Source organism: Mesorhizobium sp. BHscii, assembly GCF_053848065.1.
Window position 1 is genome coordinate 18,118 of the sequence record NZ_JBSPKW010000014.1, and the last position, 15,305, is coordinate 33,422.

General features: G+C 60.8%; 15 protein-coding genes and 1 tRNA gene. 7 read left to right on the top strand and 9 right to left on the bottom strand.

Annotated features, from left to right (window positions below):
• Positions 1–59: 59 nt before the first annotated feature.
• Genes ACWTU7_RS19565 through ACWTU7_RS19580 form a run of 4 tightly spaced genes read right to left on the bottom strand, consistent with a single transcriptional unit; the run spans position 60 to position 3,399 of the window.
• The gene (locus ACWTU7_RS19565; RefSeq protein WP_455839822.1) at positions 60–1,037 is read right to left on the bottom strand and encodes a quinone oxidoreductase family protein; all 978 of its coding nucleotides are present in this window, start codon (positions 1,035–1,037) and stop codon (positions 60–62) included.
• A 35-nt stretch (positions 1,038–1,072) separates the two neighbouring features.
• Positions 1,073–1,840: a phosphatidylcholine synthase gene (pcsA, locus tag ACWTU7_RS19570; protein ID WP_246684285.1), complete on the bottom strand. Its 768-nt coding sequence runs from the start codon at positions 1,838–1,840 to the stop codon at positions 1,073–1,075.
• Between the two features lie 35 nt (positions 1,841–1,875).
• Positions 1,876–2,490: a DUF1326 domain-containing protein gene (locus ACWTU7_RS19575; RefSeq protein WP_455839821.1), complete on the bottom strand. Its 615-nt coding sequence runs from the start codon at positions 2,488–2,490 to the stop codon at positions 1,876–1,878.
• A 12-nt stretch (positions 2,491–2,502) separates the two neighbouring features.
• Complete coding sequence (locus ACWTU7_RS19580) at positions 2,503–3,399, bottom strand: DUF2182 domain-containing protein (RefSeq protein WP_455839820.1); 897 nt, start codon at positions 3,397–3,399, stop codon at positions 2,503–2,505.
• Between the two features lie 104 nt (positions 3,400–3,503).
• On the opposite strand from ACWTU7_RS19580, the gene ACWTU7_RS19585 reads away from it, so the two are divergent.
• Positions 3,504–4,715, top strand: coding sequence for a UbiH/UbiF family hydroxylase (locus ACWTU7_RS19585; protein ID WP_455839819.1), 1,212 nt, complete (start codon positions 3,504–3,506; stop codon positions 4,713–4,715).
• A 193-nt stretch (positions 4,716–4,908) separates the two neighbouring features.
• On the top strand, positions 4,909–5,232 hold the full coding sequence (hspQ, locus tag ACWTU7_RS19590) for a heat shock protein HspQ (RefSeq protein ID WP_029352484.1): 324 nt from the start codon (positions 4,909–4,911) through the stop codon (positions 5,230–5,232).
• Between the two features lie 102 nt (positions 5,233–5,334).
• Here the strand turns inward: hspQ and ACWTU7_RS19595 are convergent, their stop codons facing one another.
• On the bottom strand, positions 5,335–5,964 hold the full coding sequence (locus tag ACWTU7_RS19595; RefSeq protein ID WP_029352485.1) for an invasion associated locus B family protein: 630 nt from the start codon (positions 5,962–5,964) through the stop codon (positions 5,335–5,337).
• Positions 5,965–6,196: 232 nt separating this feature from the next.
• Between ACWTU7_RS19595 and ACWTU7_RS19600 the strand changes: the two genes are divergently transcribed.
• A complete protein-coding gene (locus ACWTU7_RS19600) occupies positions 6,197–8,017 on the top strand; it encodes an extracellular solute-binding protein (protein WP_455839818.1) in 1,821 nt (606 codons plus the stop codon).
• A 23-nt stretch (positions 8,018–8,040) separates the two neighbouring features.
• Entirely contained in the window at positions 8,041–8,721 is a 681-nt protein-coding gene (locus ACWTU7_RS19605; RefSeq protein ID WP_455839817.1) for a DsbA family oxidoreductase, read from the top strand.
• Positions 8,722–8,921: 200 nt separating this feature from the next.
• Here the strand turns inward: ACWTU7_RS19605 and ACWTU7_RS19610 are convergent, their stop codons facing one another.
• Entirely contained in the window at positions 8,922–9,317 is a 396-nt protein-coding gene (locus ACWTU7_RS19610) for a hypothetical protein (RefSeq protein WP_455839816.1), read from the bottom strand.
• Between the two features lie 63 nt (positions 9,318–9,380).
• On the opposite strand from ACWTU7_RS19610, the gene ACWTU7_RS19615 reads away from it, so the two are divergent.
• The gene (locus tag ACWTU7_RS19615) at positions 9,381–11,267 is read left to right on the top strand and encodes an ABC transporter ATP-binding protein/permease (RefSeq protein ID WP_455839815.1); all 1,887 of its coding nucleotides are present in this window, start codon (positions 9,381–9,383) and stop codon (positions 11,265–11,267) included.
• Between the two features lie 154 nt (positions 11,268–11,421).
• Here ACWTU7_RS19615 and gor read toward each other — a convergent pair whose 3' ends face one another.
• The 3 genes from gor to rpiA form a co-directional block, all read right to left on the bottom strand.
• The gene (gene gor, locus ACWTU7_RS19620) at positions 11,422–12,810 is read right to left on the bottom strand and encodes a glutathione-disulfide reductase (protein WP_455839814.1); all 1,389 of its coding nucleotides are present in this window, start codon (positions 12,808–12,810) and stop codon (positions 11,422–11,424) included.
• Between the two features lie 150 nt (positions 12,811–12,960).
• Positions 12,961–13,536: a DUF2059 domain-containing protein gene (locus tag ACWTU7_RS19625; protein ID WP_455839813.1), complete on the bottom strand. Its 576-nt coding sequence runs from the start codon at positions 13,534–13,536 to the stop codon at positions 12,961–12,963.
• Positions 13,523–14,251: a ribose-5-phosphate isomerase RpiA gene (rpiA, locus tag ACWTU7_RS19630; RefSeq protein WP_455839812.1), complete on the bottom strand. Its 729-nt coding sequence runs from the start codon at positions 14,249–14,251 to the stop codon at positions 13,523–13,525. The genes ACWTU7_RS19625 and rpiA overlap by 14 nt, the downstream gene beginning before the upstream one ends.
• Before the next feature lie 150 nt (positions 14,252–14,401).
• On the opposite strand from rpiA, the gene ACWTU7_RS19635 reads away from it, so the two are divergent.
• Positions 14,402–15,085, top strand: a complete 684-nt coding sequence (locus tag ACWTU7_RS19635; protein WP_029352490.1) for a phosphoglycolate phosphatase — start codon at positions 14,402–14,404, stop codon at positions 15,083–15,085.
• A 124-nt stretch (positions 15,086–15,209) separates the two neighbouring features.
• A tRNA-Val gene (locus ACWTU7_RS19640) sits at positions 15,210–15,284 on the top strand.
• The last annotated feature ends 21 nt before the right edge of the window (positions 15,285–15,305 follow it).

Consider the following 15,305-nt stretch of genomic DNA (forward strand, 5'->3'; position numbering starts at 1 on the left):
CGGCACCCGTCTTGAAAGAGCTTCAAGAATTTCAGCGGAAACTCAAGGGATAGCAAGACTCAGGGGATAAGAATGGTTGTCCCGGTCGTCCTGCGGCCTTCAAGGTCGGAATGCGCCTTGCCGGCATCCTTGAGCGCGTAGCGCTGGTTGATCTTGATCTTGACCGCCCCGCTGAGCACGATTTCGAACAACGCGGCGGCGGACGCCTCCAGATCTTCGCGCTTGGCGTTGTAGACGAACAGCGTCGGACGGGTTGCGAACAGCGAACCTTTCTGCGCCAGCAACGACATGCTGAACGGCGGGACCGGCCCCGACGATTGACCGAAGCTGGCAAACATGCCGAGCGGCTTCAGGCAGTCGAGCGAGGCCGGAAAGGTGTCGTTGCCTACCGAATCATAGACGACGTCGCACTTCTTGCCGCCGGTGATGGCGAGAACGCCGGCGACGAAGTCCTGCTCGCGGTAGTTGATGACGTGGTCGAAGCCATGCGCCTTGGCGAGCTCCATCTTGTCGGCGGAGCTGGCGGTGCCGATCACGGTCGCGCCAAGATGCTTGGCCCATTGGCCGAGGATCAGCCCGACGCCGCCGGCCGCGGCGTGAAACAGAATCGTGTCGCCCGCCTTCACCTTGAAGGTACGGCGCAGCAGATATTCCGCCGTCATCCCTTTCAGCATCATGGCGGCCGCCTGTTCGTCGCTGATGCCGTCCGGCACCTTGACCACGCGGTCGGCGGCGATCACGCGCTGCTCGGCATAGGCGCCAGTCGTCACGGCATAGGCGATGCGATCGCCCGGCTTCAGCCAGTCGAGATCCGCGCCCAATTCCACCACCACCCCGGCCGCCTCGCTGCCGGGTATCAGCGGGAAACCGCCTGGCGGTGGATAAAGGCCGGAGCGATGATAGACGTCGATGAAATTGAGGCCGATCGCCGTGTGTCTGACCAGGATTTGTCCCGAGCCGGGTTGGCCCGGATCGGCGTCCTCATAGGTCAGAACCTCCGGACCGCCATTGGCGTGGATGCGTATTGCTTTGGACATTGATGAGGCTCTCTTGGGACCAAACTCTCTTGGGATCAGGTTTTCTTGGCGCCGAGCGTTGGAAAGAGCTGCATGATACCGCCGATGCATGCGAGGTAAAGTCCGGTGACCGTGATGCCGATCTTGGTGAAGACACTCACCTGCTCGCCCAAGACGCCGATCTGGTCGTAGAAGGCGGCAAGAGCTGCCTGCGCCAGCGCCAGCGCTCCAAAAGCGCACCATAGCAGCGTCATGCCAAGGTTGATTGGACGCAGCCGTACCACCCGCACCGGGTGGATGAAATTGATTGGCACAAAGGTCAGAATGCCGGCCACCACGACGACGGCGAAGGAAACCCATTGTCCCGGATCGATGACGAAAAGGGTGAACACCACCATGTTCCAGACTACCGGAAACCCCTTGAAAAAATTCTCCTTGGTCTTCATTCCGGTGTCGGCATAGTAGATCGCGCTCGACACGACGATGATCGCCGCCGACAGGAACGACAGGCCCTCACCCATGAAGCCGCGCTGGTAAAGCGCGAAGGCTGGTATCAGCACGTAAGTGACGTAGTCGATGATGTTGTCGAGGAGTTCGCCCGACCATGTCGGCAGGATTTCCTTGACCTCGAGTTTCCTGGCGATCGGCCCGTCGATGCCGTCGACGAACAGCGCCAGCCCCAGCCACCAGAACATCGCCGTCCAGCGCTGCTCGCTCGCTGCCACCAGTGACAGGAACGCCAGGAACGAGCCCGACGCGGTCAGCAGGTGGACCGAAAACGCGCGCGCCTGCGGCCACGTGACTTTCTTCTTTGGCCTCGGAATCCTGTCCGTGATTTTCCTGGCCGTTGTTTTTTTGCTCACGGGCCCCGCCAGTCCAGCTTGCAGATTTCGGCCGAGCGGCCGGCAAAATTCCAGTTGCGGCCGAAGGCCCGCATCTTGCTCTTGTCGGACCGGGCGACGATGATTTCCGGTGCGATCCAGTATTCCGAATTGCTGATCACCGTATCCCTGTCGCGGTCCTTGCCTGGGATCGGCGTCACCGCTCCGTCGATGATCTTCGGTATCTGGAAGATCCGCGTCCTGTCGCGCGTCTCATAGGTGATCGGCGCTTGCTCGACGCCGAGGAACTTTCCGACCAGGATGGAGAGCAGCGAGGTGGTTCCGCCAGCCTTGCCGGTGAAAATCCTGGTCAGCGCCTTTACCGCATGGACTGAGGCGCGCTTGTCGATGAACAGTCCGGCGGTCCAGTTGCCGCGGCTCATATAGCCGGGGATTTCCATGACCAGCCCAAGGTTGAGGCCGGACAGTTCGACCTCGCCGAAATGGCCGGCATCGATGCGGAACCCCGCCCAGGTCTGACAATAGCCCTCGGTCGGCGGATGACTGCCGAGAGACAGCACGCAAGGACAAAAAACTGTGCAATTGCAGGAGAGTACCAGCTCTCCTTTCATTGCCCAGCCTTGATCTGCCATCGAATTCACTCCCTATGCCGAGACTACTAGCAGGGCGGCTGCCCAGACAAGCAGTATCGCACCGGCGATCCGGGTTGGCAGCCTGCCCGCTGTCTGTTTTTCGATCAAGGTGAACAGGCCGATCAGCGCCATCCAAAACAAGTTCATCACGCCGACGGCGAACATCACCAGCATCAGCGCCCAGCAGCAGCCGAGACACCAGACGCCCTGCTCCATGCCGAGCCGGAAAATCCGGCCGGACCTCGCGCTCCAGTTCGAAAACAGGATCGAGAACGGGTTTTTGCACTTCGTCAGGCAGGCTTGCTTCAGACCGCTGAACTGGTAAAGACCGGCACCCAAAAGTGCAGCCGCTCCTGTCGCTCCGACCACCGGATCGAGCATCTGCACAGATGATGCGAAGGCGTGAACGATGAGCGTCAGCGCCGCAAACGCTGCCGACGCAGCCAACCACACGCTGAGGTAACCGGCGACCAGGACCAGCGGATGGACGACCGCTTCGCCCTTGATCCGCGCGGTATCGGCGATCTCGCAATAGGTGCGGATCATCGGCGCCGCCGAAGGCAGCATGGTGGCGACCGCCATCAGGAACCACATGACGACGAGCGCTCCGGCCTGCGCGCCGACGCCCCCATCGAGCGGCGCAGGTGCAAGACAAAGGGTGAAGAAGCGCTCAAGAAAATCCGGCAGCGGCAGCTGCGGAAGATATCTGATCAATGTGTCGCCGGGTGCATCGATGCCCGGAACCCGGCTTTCGGCGCCGCGAATCGCCATGGCGCCGAGAAGCAGCCAGGCCAGAAGGACGCTTGCGCCCAGAACGATGCTCACCGCCAGTCGAGGATTGCGCGAGATGCTCGCCGTGGCACGGCCGGCACGGTCGAGATGACTGAAATCATGGTCTTGGCCGATCATGGCAATCGAATGGGCCGAATCGCCGCGTTGATCAAGCCGTATGATCTGACCTATATGCTTATCAGGCCGGACCGACCGCCTCGCATCACAATCCGGAAGCGAACTTGGACCATCAGCAGACAGCACGGATACTGGTTGGCGGCAGTGGCCCGGCAGGGCTGATCGCAGCGCTTGGTTTTGCGGATGCCGGCTTTCCCGTGACGCTCGTCGGACCTGAGGCAAATGGCCAAGACGGCCGAACGACGGCCTTGATGAACCCAGCCCTGAATGTCCTCGAACGGTTGGGCGTCCTCGATGAGGTGAGGTCCAAAGCCGCACCGCTGAAGGTTATGCGCATCGTCGATGCAACCAGCCGGCTGATCCGCAGCCCGGTGGTCATTTTTCGTGCCAGCGAAATCGGCGAGGAGCAGTTCGGGCTGAACTTACCCAACAGCGCTCTCAATCCCGCGCTTGCCGGGGCTGTAGTCGCGCATTCCGGCATCGAATGGCGAAAATCGATGGTGGAGACCTGGCGCCTCGACGCCGATCATGCCCATGCGATCCTGTCTGACGGCAGCGAGGTTGCAGCATCGCTGGCGGTCGCTGCTGATGGCCGTCTGTCGCGGGCCCGCGAGGCTGCCGGCATCTCGACATCCGCGCGGTCCTATCCGCAGGCCGCACTGGTTCTCAATTTCGCTCATCGCAGCGACCACGCTTTCACCTCGACCGAATTCCACACCGAGACCGGTCCGTTCACCCAGGTTCCCCTGCCCGGCAACCGGTCCAGCCTCGTCTGGGTAGTAGAACCGGCAACGGCGAAAGAACTCGCCGCACTGGACGATGCTACGCTTTCGATGCGGATCGAACAGCGGATGCAATCGATGCTGGGCCGGGTTTCTGTCGAACCCGGCCGGCAGATCTACCCGCTTTCCGGCGTAACGCCCCGGTGCTTCGCGCATAACCGGGTGGCACTTGTCGGCGAAGCCGCCCATGTGTTTCCGCCGATCGGCGCGCAAGGTCTCAACCTTGGTATCAGGGATATCGATGATCTGATTGGAATTACTTGCGAAAACAGGGTTGACCCCGGCGCCGTCGAGGCACTCGCAGCCTATGATTTCAAGCGCCGGCCCGACATCCTGGCGCGCAGCAGTGCGGTCAACCTGCTCAACAAGTCGCTGCTCTCGGACATGCTGCCAGCACAGATGGCGCGCAGCGCTGGTCTCGGCGTGCTCGGCGGCTTCGCGCCGCTTCGCGCCTTTTTCATGCGCGAGGGGCTGCGGCCCGGCAGTGGTTTTGCGGCACTCGCCGGCGGCTTAAGGAAACAAGTCAGGCGGTAGCACGCCCTCGGGCTAGCCCGTAGTGACGGGGCGTCAAGCGCTGCGGCATTGAACGTCTGCGTCAAGTAGGGCCAGGTATCAGTCCTAAGTGGGGCTCGATTTTTTGAAGCGTAATGCGTAAATTCAAAGTCTTAGAGAGTCTTTGCGCATTCCAAGGACGCGGCGCTCCTAGGACTTAGTGGTGAGTACGATGATGAAGACAGCCAAATTCTCGATCGGGCAGGTGGTTCGGCACCGGCTGTTTCCGTTCCGCGGCATCATTTTCGATGTCGACCCGCAATTCGCCAACACCGACGAATGGTACGAGGCGATCCCAGCGGATGTGCGGCCGCGCAAGGACCAGCCCTTCTACCATTTGCTCGCCGAGAATTCGGAAACGGAATACATCGCCTATGTGTCTGAGCAGAACCTGCTCGAGGATCAGTCTGGCGAACCGGTGCGGCATCCGGAGATCGGTGAGATGTTCGACAAGAGGCCGGACGGGCGCTACGAGCCGAGACGCCAGTCAAGACATTGACGTGACGGGATTGCGGGCCGGGATCACGAAATGGCTGGCCGAAACGAAAAAAAAGCGGGGCATGATCCCGCTTTTTCCTTAGAAATTGCGCCTGAGGGGCGATCAGTTGGCGGTCTTCGCCTTGTCCTGCTCTTCCTTGAGCTTCTTGGCGAAGTCCTGATTGTTCTTGGCAACGAAATCCTGAAGCTTCTTCTGCCGATCCTCGATGTCCGACTGCTGCAGCGGCGGTCCGTCGAAGGCGCCGCTGAAGCCGGTCAGCGCGACCTTGATCGGGTTCGGCTGGTTCTGGAAATTGACCGAGGTGAGCGTCAGGTTCGAACCCTTCTTGAAGGAGGCGACGAGCTGGTCGGTCAGCGGCACTTCCGCCACGCACCGGTCAGGGAAGCAGATCACATAATCGAGCTTCTGCGCCTTCCCGGCATCGATCTGGAGGCCAATGCCGGGAGGAACCAGTCGGCCGGTCGGAACCGTCACCTGGAACACCTTGCGGTTCACCTTGCCCTTCAATTCGATCAGGCTGACGCCGGTGACGAGCTGGCCGTTGCCGGCAGTGGTGATGTTCTGGACATTGCAGATGTCGACGTCTTCCTGCTTGGTGCAGGCTTTGAACCAGCCCTGCGGAATCTGCTGTTGCTGCTGCGCAAGAGCAGTGGGAAGTTGTGCGCCCAGAAAGCCGACCACGCCAGCGGCCATGACCGACAGGCGGTACGCGTTGCTGTTCAGGCTCGTCATATCGTGCACTTCCTCTCAAATGATCCCAGGACCGGCTTCTTCGCGCCGTGTGGTCCAGCTACCTGTTGCCGAAATGAGGCAACAGAATGACTTCGGACGGCGTGTTACACTGCAAGCGGTGCCGAATCCAGCCCGATAGTCGCAATTCTTGAGCTCGCGATTGGCCGGGAGGCGGCCGGCTCATGTTAGGGTGCGCTCCGAATCATCAAGCCGACCCAGTAAGGAGACGGTCATGGGCCGCGTTCTTGTTTGGCTGATCGCCGCGATCTCGTCTGTCACCCTTTCGCTTCAGCCAGCTCTGTCGGAGCCGAAACACGCGATCGCCATGCAGGGCGAGCCGGCGCTGCCCGCCGATTATACGCATTTCAACTACGTCAATCCCGATGCGCCGAAGGGCGGCAGCATCACCTATTGCGTCGTTGGCAGCTTCGACAATCTCAACCCGTTCATCCTGAAAAGCCTGCGCACGACCGCACGCGGCATGATCGATAAGATCTTCGGCAATCTGGTCTTCGAGCCGTTGATGCAGCGCAATGACGATGAAGCCTTCAGTCTTTACGGCCTGCTTGCCGACACTGCCGATATGGATCCAGAGCGCAAGAGCATCGAATTCCACCTCGATCCGAGGGCCAGGTGGTCTGATGGCCAACCGGTGACTGCGGAAGACGTGCTGTTCACTTACGACGTCTTTACCGAGAAAGGCCGACCACCCTACAGCGCCCGTATGAGCATGGTCGCCAAACTCGAAAAAATCGGCGACCACAGCGTGCGCTTTATATTCAATGACAAGGCTAACCGCGAGACTCCGTTGGTTATCGCGATGACGCCAATCGTACCGAAGCACGCTTTCGACAAGGAGACCTTCGACAGGACCACGCTGAAACCGGTGATCGGCAGCGGCCCGTACACCGTGGCGCACGTCGCGCCTGGCCAGCGCATCGTATTCAAGCGCAACCCAAATTACTGGGGCAAGGACATCCCCGCCAAGCGCGGTTTCGACAATTACGACCAGATCACCATCGAATATTTCCTCAATGCCAACGCCAAGCTGGAAGCTTTCAAGAAAGGCATCTGCGCCATCGACGACGACAGCGATCCGGTCAAGCGAGAGCGCGATCTCGACTTCCCGGCCTTCCACAAGGGCGACGTGATCGCCGAAACGTTCGACACCGGCATCCCGCCAGTGGTGACCGGGTTCCTGTTCAACACAAGACTGGAGAAGTTTTCCAATCCGGTGGTTCGACGCGCGCTCGGCATGCTCTACGACTTCGAATGGGCCAACAAGAACTTGTTTGGCGGCAAGTACATGCGCACCATGAGCTATTGGCAGAATTCCGAGCTTTCCGCGCTCGGCCATCCGGCCGACGACAGGGAAAAGGCGCTTCTGGCACCTTACCCCGGCCGTGTGCCAGCCGATGTCATGGACGGCACCTGGCGGCCACCCGTCACCGACGGCTCGGGCCAGGACCGCAAGGTGCTCAAAGCTGCCTTCGACATATTGAGGGGCGCGGGCTATGCCTTGCAGGATGGAGTGATGCTCGATCCCGAGGGGAAACCCTTCGGCTTCGAGATCCTGACCGCCTCGCAGAACGAGGAGCGCCTTGCCGCCATCTACCAGCGCACGCTGGCGAAGATCGGCATCGCTGTCACCATCCGCAGCCTTGACGGCGACCAGATCCAGTCGCGCAAGCAACGTTTCGATTTCGATGTGCTGATCGGCACCAGCGGCTTCGAGAACTCGCTGTCGCCGGGTATCGAGCAGCTCGGGCGCTGGGGATCAGCTGCCGCCAATGCCGAAGGGTCATTCAACCTTGCCGGCGTCGCCGATCCGGCGATAGATGCCGCACTAGAGGCGATGCTCGACGCCCGCAGCCGCGAAGATTATGTTGCCGCCGTCCGCGTCCTCGACAGGTTGTTGATCTCCGGCAACTACATGGTTCCGATGCAGCACAACACGCAGCAATGGCTCGCCTACTGGAGCTATCTGGAACATCCGCAAAAGACGCCCATATCAGGTTATCGGCTGCCGACATGGTGGCGCAAGCCGAAGTGACCTCTTCGGAACAGGAGATCAAGATGAGCGACGAGAAGTCGATTACCGTCGATGTGGTCTCCGACGTCGTCTGCCCCTGGTGCTTCATCGGCCAGAAGCGGCTCGACAAGGCGATCGCCGCGGCAACCGATGTCGAGGTGCACATTCGCTGGCGGCCGTTCCAGCTCGACCCGACCATCCCGCCCGAAGGCAAAGATCGCCGCGAATACCTGGTGGCCAAATTCGGCAGTGACGAACGCATCCGCCAGATCCACGCCCGCATCGAGCCACTGGGAGAGGCCGAAGGGATCAACTTCGCCTTCGCCGCCATCAAGGTCGCGCCCAACACGCTTGACGCGCACCGCGTCATCCGCTGGGCTGGTGCCGCCGGCGAGGTCGTGCAGAACCGGCTGGTGCGACGTCTGTTCCAGTTGAATTTCGAGGAAGGCGCCAATCTCGGCGATCATGTGGTGCTGATCAACGCTGCCCGCGAGGCCGGCATGGATGCATCCGTGGTCGAGACGCTTTTGCCGACGGACGCCGATGTCGAGGCGGTGCGCACAGAAATCGCCACTGCTTCGCGCATGGGGATCACGGGCGTGCCGTGCTTCCTGCTTGAGGGCAGGTATGCGGTGATGGGCGCACAAGACGCCGACACGCTCACCGACGCCATTCGCCAGGTTGCGGCGGCCAAGGCGCGGGGCGAGTTGGAGAAAGCGAACTGAATAGGCGCTACTCCACCGTTACCTTGGCGCGGCTGACGAAAAATCAGTGCCCGTTGCTGCTGGTGCGGGTCAATCCCTGGTTGACGACTTCCCCTTGCTTGGCGGCTTGCGGCTTGCAAGAAAGCGACCCCTTGCTGCAGCTGTTCCATAGGCAAGCTTGGCGGCATCGATGCATTGCGCTGCAGCCAACGCGATTCCGGTTACATTCCGGGCGCCGCCAGGTCCGACATGGCCAACAAAGACCTGTCGAAGACGGCACTTTCTTGCGCGCATCCGTCTTCGCAGCATAAAGTCGGCTGATCGACCACGCTCTTGCCTTCACAAAACTGTGGAAAGAGCTTCCCTAAGGGAAGATGCCGGCCTTCACATGCGTGGATCAGCAACCCATTGAATTTACGCGAACAATATTCCTTTGGGAACGACAGGGCATGACATTGCAGTCCTGAATTCTGTTGCTTGATGGCAACGGCGAGCGGATCAATTCTCCGCAGGCAGAGAAAAGATAATGGAAAATGATCAATTGGTGTTACTCTCTGTAACAAAACTAAAAGAGGTTTGGGCGGATAGTGATTCGGGTCGGTAGACCAGAGCGACATTCAATATCGGAAAAATGGCTCCGCGGTGCCGCAAGGCCGCCGCTCCTGACACCGGTTTCCTCGATGCGCAGCTTCTGGGGACTGATGCGGGCCTACTGGTTTTCAGAACGCTGGGTGGAAGCCTGGACGCTGACCCTGGTGATTGCCCTGGTCACCGCGCTGTCCAGCAAAGCCGACGTCTGGTTTACAGTGGCTGCAGCAGAGCTGGCGACGTCGATCGCCTTTTTCCACAATGCCGCGAATACCACGCCAATCAAGACAGTGCTGACCAACGCCGGTTTGCTCGTGTTGCTGGTCGTGCTCAAGGACTTGGTTATTGCCGGCGTTCGCAACCTTGTTTCTAAAACATTGCATCGCAAATGGCGTGGCTGGTTGGACGGCCGCTTCAATGAGTCCCTGCTCGACACCAATCATACGCATTTCCATGCCCAGCATGGGTCTTCCGGGAATGCAGCTCCCGATAACATTGACCAGCGCGTGCAGGAATCCATCAAGGCCATGACCGGCGGAGCCATCGGGCTTGCTATGGGTGTGCTCGGCGTCTTCACTTCGCTCTACTTTGTCGGCGGAGAATTGCTGAGAAACTCCGTGGAGGTGAAAGGGCTGGAGTTTCTGGGTAACTACGGCAGCGCCGTCCTTGCTCTCTTGGCAATCGCTATCTACGTGCCGTTCAACACCTGGATCGCGGTGAAACTCGGCCGAATGCTGGAGTGGCTCAACGTCAGAATGCAGCAGGCTGAAGGCAACTACCGCGGCGAGTTGATCACGTTCCTGCGCCGCAGTTTTCACGTGGCCGCATCGCAAGGGGAGAATGTACAGAAGACTGTGCACAGCCAGCGCTATGCCGACATTGACCGTACCTGGGCAAGATTGAACGTCGTCAACACCGGCTACGCTTCGTTCGAGCTGATCTACAATTTCATCGGCGCCAAGATTGTCGCTTACGGCCCTGGACTAGTGCCCTTCATTTACAACGGCATCGACCTCAAGGGTTATTTAACAGCTTCCGAACAGGTCAATGCGCTGATTAGCAAGTGTTCATGGTTCATTCATGTGATGCCGGAGATCGCCACCTTGCGCGCCAACAGCCAGCGCGTCATCGAACTTGCGCAGGCAATCGAAAACGTCCAGCACCCGCAAGAATTCTACAGCCTGACCGGCCGCTCCGAGTTCCGCTACGACCGCCAGAACCCGGTGTTCGGCCTGACGATCCAGAAGTTGGAACTGGCGCATGGAGGCGAGGACGCAACGCCATTCCTGAGTGCTGCGAATTTGCGCTTCCGACGTGGCGAGTGGACGTTCCTGAAGGGCGAATCGGGCTGCGGCAAGACCTCGCTGATCAAGGCGATTAACGGTCTGTGGCCCTATGGCCGCGGTACCATCGTCTTCCCGGAAGGGGTTGAAAGTTTCTATGCCGCCCAGGAGGTCAAGCTGCAGCAGGTCTCGCTGAAGCAACTGGTCTGCCTGCCCGCCTCAGAGCACGACCACACCGACACGCAAGTTGCATCGGCTCTGCACAGAGCGGGCCTTGGCGATTTCATCGGACACATGGCCGATGAAAGCCGCGAGGGAATGAGCTGGGACCAGGTGCTTTCGGGCGGCCAGAAACAGAAGCTGGTTGTCGCTCGCATCGTGCTGCAGCAGCCGGGGCTGCTGTTTCTCGATGAAGCGACCGGCGCGCTCGACCCCGAAGGGAAGATCGCCTTCCATCAAGCGATCAAGGACAATTGTCCAGACGTCACGGTGATCTCGATCATGCACGAGGCCGTGCCGCCAAGGTCGCTTTCAGGCGCCGAATTCTATCACAGCATCGTTGCCATCGCCGATGGCGTCGCGACCAAAAAGCCGCTGGCGCCGAGCCTGCCGGTCGAGCTCACCACCATCCTCGAGCACCCAAGGCCGGTCGAGGAAAGATGGCTGCGCTTCCCTCGCCGCATGAGGCAGAAATAGCGGCGAAACAACATCGCTGCCCAGTGTCGCTGGTGATCCTGCCCTGCCCGCTGAAGCCGGCAGTGTCGGGGCGATCACCGGCTCGCCCCTGGTTAGCAGTGTTTCGAGGAGCTTAAGGACATCGGCGGCTGTTCCGTCCGGGCGAAATCAAACGTCAGACGCGCTCGCCGTCCTTCACCCGGTAGGTCGGCTTGTACATGGTGACGAGTTCTTCCGCCGCGGTCGGATGCACGGCCATCGTGCGATCGAAATCATCCTTGGTCAGCCCCGCCTTCAGCGGAATGCCGAGAAGCTGCGCCATCTCGCCGGCATCCGGCCCGAGGATATGGACACCGAGCACTTTTTTCGAGGTGCCGTCGACCACCAGCTTAATCAGCATCTTTTCGTCGCGGCCGGACATTGTGTGCCGCATCGGCCGGAAGGTGGCGCGGTAGATCTCAACGTCGGAAAAACGCTTTATCGCCTCATCTTCCGACAGGCCGACTGTGCCGATCTCGGGCTGCGAAAACACTGCGGTGGCGATCGTATCATGGTCGGGCGCGGTCGGGTTGCCCTTGAAGGCGGTCTCGACGAAACACATCGCCTCGTGGATCGCCACCGGCGTCAATTGCACGCGGTTGGTCACGTCGCCGATCGCCCAGATGTTGTCGATGTTGGTGCGCGAATATTGGTCGACATTGATAGCGCCGGTCTTGGTCATCTCGATGCCGACGCCCTCAAGAACCATGTTTTCGGTATTGGGGAGACGCCCGATGGCGAGCATGACCTGATCGACAGTCAGTATCTTGCCGCCAGTGATGACGGCGTCGAGGCGCCCGTCTGGGCGCTTCCTGATCCATTCGGATACGGCATGGCAGAGGATTTTTATCCCCTTCTTTTCCATCGTTTCGTGCAGCATATGCCGGAGATCCATGTCGAAGCGCGAGAGAATCTCCTTGCCGCGATAGACCAGCGTTGTGTCGGCGCCGAGGCCGTGAAAGATGTTGGCGAATTCGACGGCAATATAGCCGCCGCCCTCGATCATGATCGCCTTCGGTAATTCCTTGAGGTCGAAGGCCTCGTTGGAAAAGATGCAGTGTTCGTGGCCGGGCAAAGCCGGGTGCGGCGCTGGGCGGCCGCCGGTGGCGATGAGAATCTGGTCGGCAGTGACGGTGCGGTCGTTGCCGAGAAGATGCACCACATGCGGATCGACCAGCATGGCGCGCGACTGGAACGTCTCGCCGCCGGCGCCTTGGACGTTCTTCCTGTAGATGGCTTCCAGCCGGCTGATCTCGCGATCCTTGTTGGCAACCAATGTCTGCCAGTCGAAGCTCGCCTGCGGCACGGTCCAGCCATAACCTGCGGCGTCGGCAAAATGTTCGGGAAATTGCGACGCATAGACATAGAGCTTCTTCGGCACGCAGCCGCGAATGACGCAGGTGCCGCCATAGCGGTATTCCTCGGCAATGCCGACGCGCTTGCCGAGTGTCGCCGCCATGCGCGCCGCCCTCACCCCGCCGGAGCCGCCGCCGATGACGAAAAGATCGTAGTCATAGACGGCCATGGTGCGGCTCCTTGCCCTTCAAATGTCTGAGACAGGTAGGCTGCAAACCGCCAAAAGAAAAGCCCGGACCATCACGCCGCGCACGCTGTCGGACGCGCAATGGAGGCCGGGCTTTCCGGTCCGCAGCGATAACGCCGCCGGACAATATTCTCAGTTCTTCGGTGCTTCCGGTTCCGTACCAGCCGCAGGAGCCGCGGCATTCGCCGGTGCCGCCGGCGCTGTAGCCTTCGCTGCCGCGGCCAGCGTTTCGCCGACCTGTTGTGCGAGATCGCGAGCGACGCCGTTCTGCCAGATGTCGGCGGCCTTGAGCAGGTCACGCGTCACGGCCGGGCCGCTGTCGAGCAGCTTCTTGCCGGAATCGGAATTGTAGAAAGCGGCGATTTCGGTAAGCTCTTTTTCGGAAAATACCTTGGCATAGGCTAAGGCCGCTTCCTTCTCGAGATCGGCGCGGCGCGAGGCCAGCGCCAGAGCCTTTTCGCTAACCGTTCTGCCGATCAGCTCCTGCATGTCCGGGTTCTTTTGGATAAGCTGCTGCTGAAGCGCGGCGGCGGCCTGCGGCAGGATGTTGTCGAACGGGTCCGTTGCATGGATCGCCGCGACCGCGGCGCGGGCCGCCTTCATATGCCCGTCGGTGACGTCCTGCGAGAACGCCGGCGATGAAAACGCAAAGACGGCTGCAGCTGCCAGAACGGCAGAAAAACGGCGAACCCGGTTATGCAACGTCATGATCGGTAGAACTCCCTGGTTTTCGGGCGGCATGGACGGTTTGGACGCCGTCGCCGGCTATGATGGCCGCTGATGCCAGCCCGATGAAAAGACCATGCTCGACCACGCCCGGAATGGCATGGAGAGCATTCGAAAGCGCTCTTGTATCCGGAATGCGGCCAAAAGATGCATCGAGGATAAAATGGCCGCCGTCTGTAACAAAAGGCTGGCCCCCCGTCATCCTCAATGTGACGGGACCGGAAAGACCGAGCCTTCCGGCCGCCGCGGCGACGGCGATTTCCGTGGCACGCAGACCGAACGGGTTGACCTCGATGGGCAGTGGAAAACGGCCGAGCGTCTCGACCATCTTCGAACGGTCGGCAATGACGATCATGCGGGCGGAAGCCGCCGCCACGATCTTTTCGCGCAGCAGCGCGCCGCCGCCGCCCTTGATCAATGTCAGCGCCGGATCGATCTCGTCGGCGCCGTCGACGGTAAGGTCGAGTTCCGGCGTTTCCTCCAGCGTCGACAGCGGCACGCCAAGCTCGCCGCAAAGGATGGCGGTGCGCTCCGAGGTCGGCACGCCGATAATGGTGAGGCCGTTGGCGACCTTCTCGGCAAGCAGCCGAACGAACTCCTCGGCCGTCGAGCCGGTGCCGATGCCGAGCCGCATGCTATCAGTCACATGGGCAAGTGCCGCCCGTGCGGCTTCGACCTTCAGTTGCCTCGCATCCATGCCTGCCCCGGATTTCGCTTGTTTCGGCGCTCCTAGCATCTTTGCCCGTCCGGTCAAAGGCTTTGCCCTGTGGATTGACCAAGCACCGCTTGCCTGGATGGGCTGCAGCGGCTATCGCCTGCCGGCAGCGTAATCGTCACAGGACAGGCCATGACCCGACCGATCATCGTGTTCGACCTCGACGGGACGCTGATCGATACAGCGCCGGACCTGCTCGACAGCCTCAACCACAGCCTTGCCGCCAGCGAACTCGCAGCCGTCGATGAGGCCGGCTTCAAGCGCTTCGTCGGCCATGGTGGACGGGTGATGATCGAGCGCGCGCATGCCGCGCAGCAGAGATCGCTGGAAAGCCAGGAGCATGATCGCTTGCTGAAACTGTTTCTCGATCATTACACCGACAACATCCCGGGTAAATCGCGCCCCTACCCCGGCGTCGTCGAGACGATCGCCCGATTCGAAGCAGCCGGTTATCTCCTGGCCGTCTGCACGAACAAATACGCAGCCAACTCGGTGGCGCTGATCGAGGCGCTCGGCCTGGCGAAGCATTTCGCGGCGATTTGCGGCCAGGACACGTTTGCGTTCCGCAAGCCCGATCCGCGCCATCTGACCCAAACCATCGTGCTGGCCGGCGGCGATCCGCACCGCGCGCTGATGGTCGGTGATTCGCAGACCGACATCGATACGGCGAAAGCCGCCGGCATTCCCGTGGTCGCGGTCGATTTCGGTTACACCGACCGCCATGTGCGCGAATTCGAACCGTCGGCGGTGATCTCGCATTTCGACGCACTGACGCTTGGTCTGGCCGAACGCCTGATCGCCGCTGCGGGGCGCTGAGCGAGGCGACCGGGTCGCTCCCGGCGGGATTGCATTCGGTCTTCGTCGGAACGCCAGGGCATCGCCTTGACTTCCCCGGCCGGCCTCCCTTATATCGCGGCGCGCTTGGCCTTCGGGCAAGAGCGGGCGATTAGCTCAGCGGGAGAGCACACCCTTCACACGGGTGGGGTCGCAGGTTCAATCCCTGCATCGCCCACCAACCCCACAGCTTTCGAGGCTG